The organism is Mesorhizobium sp. M7A.F.Ca.AU.001.01.1.1 (assembly GCF_004022735.1).
GTDB lineage: Bacteria > Pseudomonadota > Alphaproteobacteria > Rhizobiales > Rhizobiaceae > Mesorhizobium > Mesorhizobium ciceri.
On sequence record NZ_RZPF01000983.1, the window covers coordinates 1 to 1,782 of the forward strand.

The following is a 1,782-nucleotide window of genomic DNA, read 5'->3' on the forward strand; positions in this document are numbered from 1 at the left end:
GGTCGACACCGGCAAAGATCTTGGCCGATTCCGAAATGCCCGGCAGCCGCTCATGCAGGACGGCGGGATCGAGATGGTCGAGATGCAGGAAGATGTGGTCCTTGTTCTTGCCGACGCCGCGGCCTTCGCGGATCTCCAGCGTCATGCAGCGCGAGACGACGTCGCGCGAGGCAAGGTCCTTGGCTGACGGCGCGTAGCGCTCCATGAAGCGCTCGCCCTCGGAATTGACGAGATAGCCGCCCTCGCCGCGCGCACCCTCGGTGATCAGGCAGCCGGCGCCATAGATGCCGGTCGGGTGGAATTGCACGAACTCCATGTCCTGCAGCGGAAAGCCGGCACGCGCGGCCATGCCGCCGCCGTCGCCGGTGCAGGTGTGCGCCGAGGTGGCCGAGAAATAGGCGCGGCCATAGCCGCCGGTCGCCAGCACCACCATCTTGGCCGAGAAGCGGTGGATGGTGCCGTCATCCAGGTTCCAGGCGACGACACCGGTGCAGGTGCCGTCCGGCTCCATGATCAGGTCGAGCGCGAAATACTCGATGAAGAACTGCGCATTGTTCTTCAGCGACTGGCCGTAAAGCGTATGCAGGATGGCATGCCCGGTGCGGTCGGCGGCGGCACAGGTGCGCTGCACGGGGGGACCTTCGCCATAGTTCATCATGTGGCCGCCGAACGGCCGCTGGTAGATCTTGCCCTCTTCGGTGCGCGAAAACGGCACGCCGTAATGTTCGAGCTCGTAGACCGCGGCCGGCGCCTCGCGCACCAGATATTCCATGGCGTCGACATCGCCCAGCCAGTCCGAGCCCTTGACGGTGTCGTACATGTGCCATTGCCAGGAATCGGGACCCATGTTGGACAGCGAGGCGGCAATGCCGCCTTGCGCCGCCACCGTGTGCGAGCGGGTCGGGAACACCTTGCTGATGCAGGCGGTGCGCAGCCCCTGTTCGGCCATGCCGAGCGTGGCGCGCAGGCCGGCGCCGCCGGCGCCAACGACCACCACGTCGAACTTGTGGTCGACAAGGGTATAGCCTGCCGTGTTGGCTTGTTTCGCGTCCTTGGCCAACTCAGCCTCCGAATGCCAGCTTGAGCAGGGCGAAGATCGAGGCGACGCCGACCGCTATGGTGAAAAATGTATTGAGCGCGATCAGCGCCAGCTTCATGCCTTCGCCATGCACGTAATCCTCAATGATCACCTGCATGCCGATCCGCATATGGGTGAGACCGGAGATGAGCACCAGGGCCATCACCAGCGCCACGAACGGGTTGGCAAGGGCTGCCCGCACATGCTCGTGGTCGGCGCCGTTGAGCGCGATCAGGAAACCGACGAAGAACAGGATCAGCGGGATGTTGGCGATCGCGGTCAGGCGCTGGCGCCAGAAATGCCCGGTGCCCTCGCGGGCGGAGCCGAGGCCGCGGACCCTCGCCAGCGGCGTGCGCATGTCGGTGTTTTTGCCGCTCATCATCAAGCTCCCCGCGCCATGGTGCCGGCGATCCAGATCAGCAGCGTGAGCAGGATCGAGCCGGCCAGCGTCGCCCAGGCGATCTTCGAGGCGGTATGCTTTTCCAGGCCCGCGCCCGTGTCCCAGATGAGGTGCCGTACGCCGCCCAGCATATGATGCATCAGCGCCCAGGTGTAGCCGAACAGGATGATCCGGCCGAGCCAGGTGCCGAAGGCCGAATTGGCCCAATCGAAGGTCGCCTGCGAGCTTGCCGCCGCCATCAGCCACAGGGCGACCAGCAGCGTGCCGAAATACAGCGCGCCGCCGGTGATGCGGTGAATGATCG

At 65.4% G+C, this 1,782-nt stretch carries 3 protein-coding genes; all 3 read right to left on the minus strand.

From position 1 onward, the window contains the following. The coding region (locus EN884_RS34840; RefSeq protein WP_128361080.1) for an FAD-binding protein at nucleotides 1-1,060 on the minus strand (1,060 nt) is incomplete at its 3' end. Nucleotide 1,061: 1 nt separating this feature from the next. Further along, entirely contained in the window at nucleotides 1,062-1,457 is a 396-nt protein-coding gene (sdhD, locus tag EN884_RS34845; protein WP_013528875.1) for a succinate dehydrogenase, hydrophobic membrane anchor protein, read from the minus strand. Between the two features lie 2 nt (nucleotides 1,458-1,459). Next, nucleotides 1,460-1,780: a succinate dehydrogenase, cytochrome b556 subunit gene (gene sdhC, locus EN884_RS34850; RefSeq protein WP_245492041.1), complete on the minus strand. Its 321-nt coding sequence runs from the start codon at nucleotides 1,778-1,780 to the stop codon at nucleotides 1,460-1,462. Nucleotides 1,781-1,782 lie beyond the last annotated feature (2 nt).